This window comes from Methanohalophilus euhalobius (genome assembly GCF_900215215.1).
Lineage (GTDB): Archaea > Halobacteriota > Methanosarcinia > Methanosarcinales > Methanosarcinaceae > Methanohalophilus > Methanohalophilus euhalobius.
This window is the reverse complement of sequence record NZ_OBDR01000012.1, coordinates 44,679-50,707: the sequence shown is the minus strand read 5'-3', so window position 1 is coordinate 50,707 and position 6,029 is coordinate 44,679. Positions and strand designations below refer to the sequence as shown.

The following is a 6,029-nucleotide window of genomic DNA, read 5'->3' as shown; positions in this document are numbered from 1 at the left end:
CAATCGAAGGGAACTTTATCTGCAAAACGTATGTTAAAACATATTGCAGGTAAAGAGAAACGTCTTATGCGAGATGTAAACCACACAATCTCAAAAGAAATTGTGAAATTCGCAGTTGAAAAAGGTGTATCTGTAATAGGTCTGGAAGATTTATCAGGAATACGTGATTCCACGCTTCCCAAAGTTTCTAAAAAGAGAAGGCATAATCACAGTAGTTGGGCTTTCCGCCAATTACAAACATTCATTGAATACAAAGCAAGAGAAGCAGGTATAATTACACATTATGTTGACCCATCGTATACCTCTCAAACATGTATTCGGTGTAACCACATCTCAAAAAATAATCGTAACAGGTTATCTTTCAGATGTGAAAAATGTGGTTATGAGAATAATGCAGACCTAATCGGTGCAATGAATATTGAACACAAAACACGGGATTACAGGTATATCCTGGAATCTCAGGGGTGCTTGTCAGCCACCCAGACGAATGCTTAATTGACATTCAAGCACCTTGCCGGTAAGGGAGGGGTAGTTGACTGTAGGAGAATGGGAAGCAAAATGCAATCTGGACTTAGAGAAAATTTACTCAATGTTCTAGCCGGAAAAAAAGAAGGACAAATACCTGTACTATCGGTGACCCAGACAGCCACAAACGGTCTGATGGAAACTACCGGAGCGTTCTGGCCACAGGCTCATTCCAGCGCATTTCAGATGGCGGAACTCTCTATGGCGGCACATACTATCGGGGGACTGGAAGCAATACGCTACCCTTTTTGCCTGACAGTCCTTGCCGAAGCGGCCGGATGTGAAGTTGACCTGGGAACCATAAATAAGCCTCCCGAAGTGCTATCCCATCCCTTTGCCGAAAAAATGGAAACTCCCGATATTCCTGCCGATCTTTATGACAGGGCAAGGGTGACGGTGGTGCTGGAAACCACCCGCAGGTTGAAAAACCTTGCACCGGATGTACCGCTGATTGCAGGAATGGAAGGCCCGGCTACTTTGGTCTACCATCTTATAGGAGGACAGAATTACCTGAAGTGGGCTCTTTTCAAACCTGATATCTTCAGGATGTATATCAGGAAAGCAACCTGCATTTGTGAAGGGTATGCAGAATTACTTTTTGAAGCCGGAGCCGATGTGATCTGCCTGGATGATACGGTTGCCGGGCCGGAAACGCTCGAATGTCTGTTATTCGAGACCCTTATCAAACCGTCATATCAGCATCTTACCCATTCCATTGAAGGACCGGTTGTTATGCATATGTGCGGTAATACGACATCCATCCTCTCCTCACTGGCAAACTGTGGTTTTGAAGGAATCAGTATTGAGGAAAGTGTCAGTGTAGCTGAAGCAAAATCCCAGATCGGCTCAAGAACCATTCTTATAGGGAACATATCAACGACAAATACCCTGCTTTACAGTACACCAGAAGAAGTTGAGGAGGAAGCATTCAAATGCCTGGAGGAGGGGGTGGATATACTGGCTCCGGGTTGCGGTCTTGCACCTGAGACCCCGGTTGTTAACATCAGGGCGATGGAACAGGCAAGAGATAAATATCTGAATAATTTTGAATAAATTATAATTTCAAGATTTACAATCTGTGTCATAGAAAATTTTTTGATATATAAAAAGACGGTTTTGTTTTTAGCAGTGCTAATTAGAGAATGCGCATTTCAAAGATATAATAAATTATTGTCACCATACGCATTATCTATAATTTAATATCAAAAAGAAAGTATAAACTACAAGAAGTAATAATATAAAGCCTATAACAATTTTATATGTCTTTTCCATATCAACCAGTCCTTTTGATCTTTATTCAAACCCAATATGCAAATCTTTCTTAAAATATATTAATAATATGTAAAAAATTAACTGCATATGTTTTCATTCTTTCTTTATCCCCACTCAATTTACTCCAGAGGCACAATCAGACAAGCTTTAAGTATTCTCAAAGCCAATATTACCATACCTTTGGGGATACGGAGTTCAAATCTACTCTGAAAGTTTCATTTAAATAAATCCAATATTTTTTGATATCTACATCTTCTTCCATAGGATCCGCATTATAAGCATTTTGTGTCCATATCATCGAACTATCCCTCTTCGATTGGACGATTCCAGTATTTCTTCAATTCTATAGTCTTCAAACCTTGAAACCCTGTATCTTACAGTATCTCCTATTTCTGCCATATTGAAATCTTCTCTGCTGGCATAGTAAGCATAAGTTTGCCCTTTTCTTACATCATTGACAGGATCATCAGAACTCACTTGTATGGAAACAATATAGTCAATGCTGACATATTTCATATCCATCTGTTCGTGCAATGAATCGTTGATGAAGACATTCCTGTCCTCTGGAGAGAAAAACTGCTCAAAGTCTTTATCCTCTACAAGTATCCAGGGTTCGCCCGGAACTTGTCTGTTCAACAAAATAGTAGCTCCGGTATTTCCACTCATCCTTCCGTTAATCGCTTTGGTTTCAACCACGCCTTCCACCTCAACAGGAATCACATAATAAAAGAACAACAGGAAAGCTATTGTGAGCATTAATAATAGTATCCTATTCAATTTTTCCATGTGCCACCAAATTTCTAAAAATTGAAATATTACTGCCTTTTGGCAGCAATATTTTCTTAATTATAGCTGATGTATGGTGAAGACGTAGTGGACAAAATTTTAGAACTTAGAAAACTTTCTCTAAATATGCCTACACCTTTGACATCCAGTATTTTGTAGTTTCCACTACTATGTTGATTTGCACTACATGTACTCCCCGGGTTCATACCTACAGTAGAAGTCTTAGCAGTATCACTATTACACGTAATCTTCCATTCAGCAATGTCTGTATTTGTACTGCTATAGCATTCTGTCGATACATCTGGTTGAGTATATGTCCAAGTAAGTCCTGCCGAAACTCCCCCAGATCCTCCGGTTATAGTTACACTTTGTGATGTTTGTCCTGTGTATGGTCCGTTTGGCCTATAACTGTACAATTGTGGATTTCCTAAATTACCATCGCACCATTCTTGTTTAGCATAACCTACATCGTTTTTCCATGAAGATGGAGCAAATGCACGATAGCCCGGTTCAAGTCCAAATTCTTGAACAATAGCAAACCAATCTACTGTACTGCTACCGTCATTGTAAAGACAATATAATTCATAATTATTTGTTACTCCTCCATAGGGAGATAAATAATAATCATCATAGAATCTGCATGGATCACTCCATTGCGCTCCACTTTCGGATGAAGTTGGGCTTAAGTTATTGGAAATGAGTTCTGAATCAATATTTGTTTCTGCTTTTTCAAATTCCAAGACTTCAGTATTGTACCACGTTTTTGCCCTTTCCCGAATCTTAGACACGGACTTCTCATCACCAGCAATTCCTACATATTGACTTGTTGTTCCATCATCATTAATTCTAAAACAGTATGCTACAATGCGCCCTCCTTCCGGAACTTGGGGTACTGAGTATATTATTGAATTGTTTGCAGTTCCCTTCTCTTTTCTGTAATTATTGATTACTGTTTCTCTTGTCCCATTTAATTCTTTTATTGAAATTGGGTTTGAGAAATTTTGCACCATACACACAAATTTTTTGTCTTGATGTGAATGTACTATCTTATCATCTAGTGCTTCATCAGTACTTTGAGCACTCACAGCCGGCACAAATGCCATGCTCACCAGCAACATTGCGACCAGCAGTCCAAATCCAAGTTTGTTGTTCTTTTGCATTTTATTCACCTCTTAGTTTGCCCAAGAGGCAGAAGCAAGCAAGTTTTAAGTACCCTCAAAACCAATATTACCATGCCTTCGGGCGATACAGGGGTTCAACTATTCTCTGGTGGGTTGAGTTGAACCTCACATTGTAAAATAATCTAACTCCTATATATACTCTGGTATTATGTATACATGTGTTACCCATTGAGCTAACACATAATAATGTGATTCTCCGGATCTGGATGCTACTATCCAAAAAATATTGCGGAGATGTCAGATTAAGAAAGCTGACAAAAGGACCCTCTAGATTTTAATTTTAAAAGAATTTCAGGTAAAGATAAAGTTCCAGAATAAGGATTACAGGAATCCCCAGTTTGAACTTCCAGCGGCGAACCTTATGCCTGAAGATGTACATGCCTGCCAGGATACCCGCGCTGCCCCCTGCAAAGGCGCAGGTGAAAAGGAAGTTCTCCGATATGCGGTAGGCTCCCTTTACAGCTTTTCTCTTATCAATTCCCATTATCCCAAATGAAAAAAGACTGGCAAGGCCAATATAGGCAAGTACCAGCTGTTCGAGGACAAACATGGGTGTCACATTGATTCTGGAGCGCCCATTCCCAGGGTATCCAGTACATTGGCCAGCGCTATCCGGGCACAGTCCACAAGACCCAATCTGGCATTCCTGAGTTCTTCAGTTTCGGCACCCAGCACAGGGGAGAACCGGTAGAACTGGTTGAAAGCATCGGCCAGATCCCTGCCATAAATAGCGATTATGTGAGGTTTGAGATCGTCTGCAGCCTGTTTTAATACTTTATCAAACAAAGCAATTTGTTTTATCAGGGTGATCTCGGATTCATCGGTCAGTACTGAAGCGTTGGGCTTTGAGGCGGGATCCCAGATTCCTTCCTCGCCGGCCTTTTTGAGGATACTGCTTGCACGGGCATGGGAATATTGTATAAAGGGGCCTCCCTGTTTTTCAAAATCCAGGGCCGCTTTCCAGTCAAACACCGTGGATTTTTCCGGAGAAACCTTGATTATATCATACCTGACAGCACCGATACCAACCATACCGGCCACCTCTTTCATAAATTCAGGTGACATTTCCGGGCGGCGTTTTTCAACTTCCTCGAAGGCTCTTGCTTGAACCTTGTCCAGCAATTCATCAGCGGTGATGAACTGACCCCTCCGGGTACTCATGGAACCCTCGGGCAGGGATACAAATTCAAAAATTACAATTTCAGGCTCCTTTAAGCCGACAGCGTTGAGGGTGGCTTTGAGCTGGCCTGAGATAAGTTTGTGATCCGCTCCCAGAATATCAATTATCCGATCTGCCTGCCTGGCTTTCCATTCATGATAGGCAAGATCTCTCGTAGTATAAAGGGAAGTACCATCACTGCGCTGCACAACAAGGGTTTTTTCAAATCCGTAATCGGAAAGATCCACCACAAGGGCTCCATCATCCACATAAGTGCGACCGGTTTTTCGGATTTTATCCACAATATCCGACACTTCCCCCGAGCGGACAAAACCGGATTCATTAACAAAAGAATCATGATGGACATTCATACGAAGTAAGGTACTGCGGATACCTTTTACAGCAAGGTCCACGGCATCATCAAAGCGTTTTATGACCTCCTCATCCCCGGATTCCACCAGCTGCATCAAATTATCGATGTGTTCAACCAGCTGGGGATTATCTTCAAGCCGGGCATTGGCCTTGATATATACATTGGCAATAGCATGATCCGATTTGAGATCGGGATCCATTTCGAAATGTTCCAGGGCCCAAGAGACTATAGCAATCTGCCTGCCCATATCATTAACGTAATACTGGGCATCCACATCATAGCCGGTTTTTCTCAGAATCCTGGTCAGAGTGTCACCTATTATGGAATTGCGTATGTGGCCCACATGCAGGGGACCATTGGGATTGGCAGAGGTGTGTTCCAGCAATATTTTTCCTGAATAAAAATTCCCGCCAAAATCTTCCTTTTTGCTCCTGACTGTCTCAAAGGTACGGTCAATATAGGTTCTACTGGCCTTGATATTGATGTAGGGGCCGGTAGTCCCAATACTTTCGATCAGACAATTTTTTCGAAGCTGGACATTTTCCACGATCTGGTTTGCTACTTCCACCGGACTTTTCCTGACAACCGCGGCCAGCTTGAAAGCAACCCTCGAAGAGAGATCTGCGTGCTGGGAAGGTTCGGGGGCTATCTCCACCGGTTCAAAACCCGCTCTTTGTACGGCATTTTCCAGTACCGATACTACCTGGTTAACAAATTCAAGATACAAATGATC

General features: G+C 41.9%; 6 protein-coding genes. 2 read left to right on the top strand and 4 right to left on the bottom strand.

All coding sequences use genetic code 11. From position 1 onward, the window contains the following. Nucleotides 1-495 (top strand): RNA-guided endonuclease InsQ/TnpB family protein (locus CP947_RS09045; protein ID WP_143745140.1); only part of this gene is annotated, 495 nt, incomplete at its 5' end. A gap of 63 nt (nt 496-558) precedes the next feature. After that, the gene (mtaA, locus tag CP947_RS09040; RefSeq protein WP_165868978.1) at nt 559-1,578 is read left to right on the top strand and encodes a methylcobamide:CoM methyltransferase MtaA; all 1,020 of its coding nucleotides are present in this window, start codon (nt 559-561) and stop codon (nt 1,576-1,578) included. 513 nt (nt 1,579-2,091) lie between these two features. Here mtaA and CP947_RS09035 read toward each other — a convergent pair. The 4 genes from CP947_RS09035 to argS all read right to left on the bottom strand — a co-directional run bounded on the left by CP947_RS09035 (nt 2,092) and on the right by argS (nt 6,023). After that, a complete protein-coding gene (locus tag CP947_RS09035) occupies nt 2,092-2,583 on the bottom strand; it encodes a hypothetical protein (RefSeq protein ID WP_128754327.1) in 492 nt (163 codons plus the stop codon). Nucleotides 2,584-2,639: 56 nt separating this feature from the next. Beyond that, nucleotides 2,640-3,743, bottom strand: coding sequence for a hypothetical protein (locus tag CP947_RS09030; RefSeq protein ID WP_096712877.1), 1,104 nt, complete (start codon nt 3,741-3,743; stop codon nt 2,640-2,642). A 301-nt stretch (nt 3,744-4,044) separates the two neighbouring features. After that, nucleotides 4,045-4,314 carry a DUF1294 domain-containing protein gene (locus CP947_RS09025; protein WP_096712876.1) on the bottom strand — a complete coding sequence of 90 codons (270 nt, stop codon included), beginning with the start codon at nt 4,312-4,314 and terminating at the stop codon, nt 4,045-4,047. Nucleotides 4,315-4,319: 5 nt separating this feature from the next. Then, a complete protein-coding gene (gene argS, locus CP947_RS09020) occupies nt 4,320-6,023 on the bottom strand; it encodes an arginine--tRNA ligase (RefSeq protein WP_096712875.1) in 1,704 nt (567 codons plus the stop codon). Between the last annotated feature and the right edge of the window lie 6 nt (nt 6,024-6,029).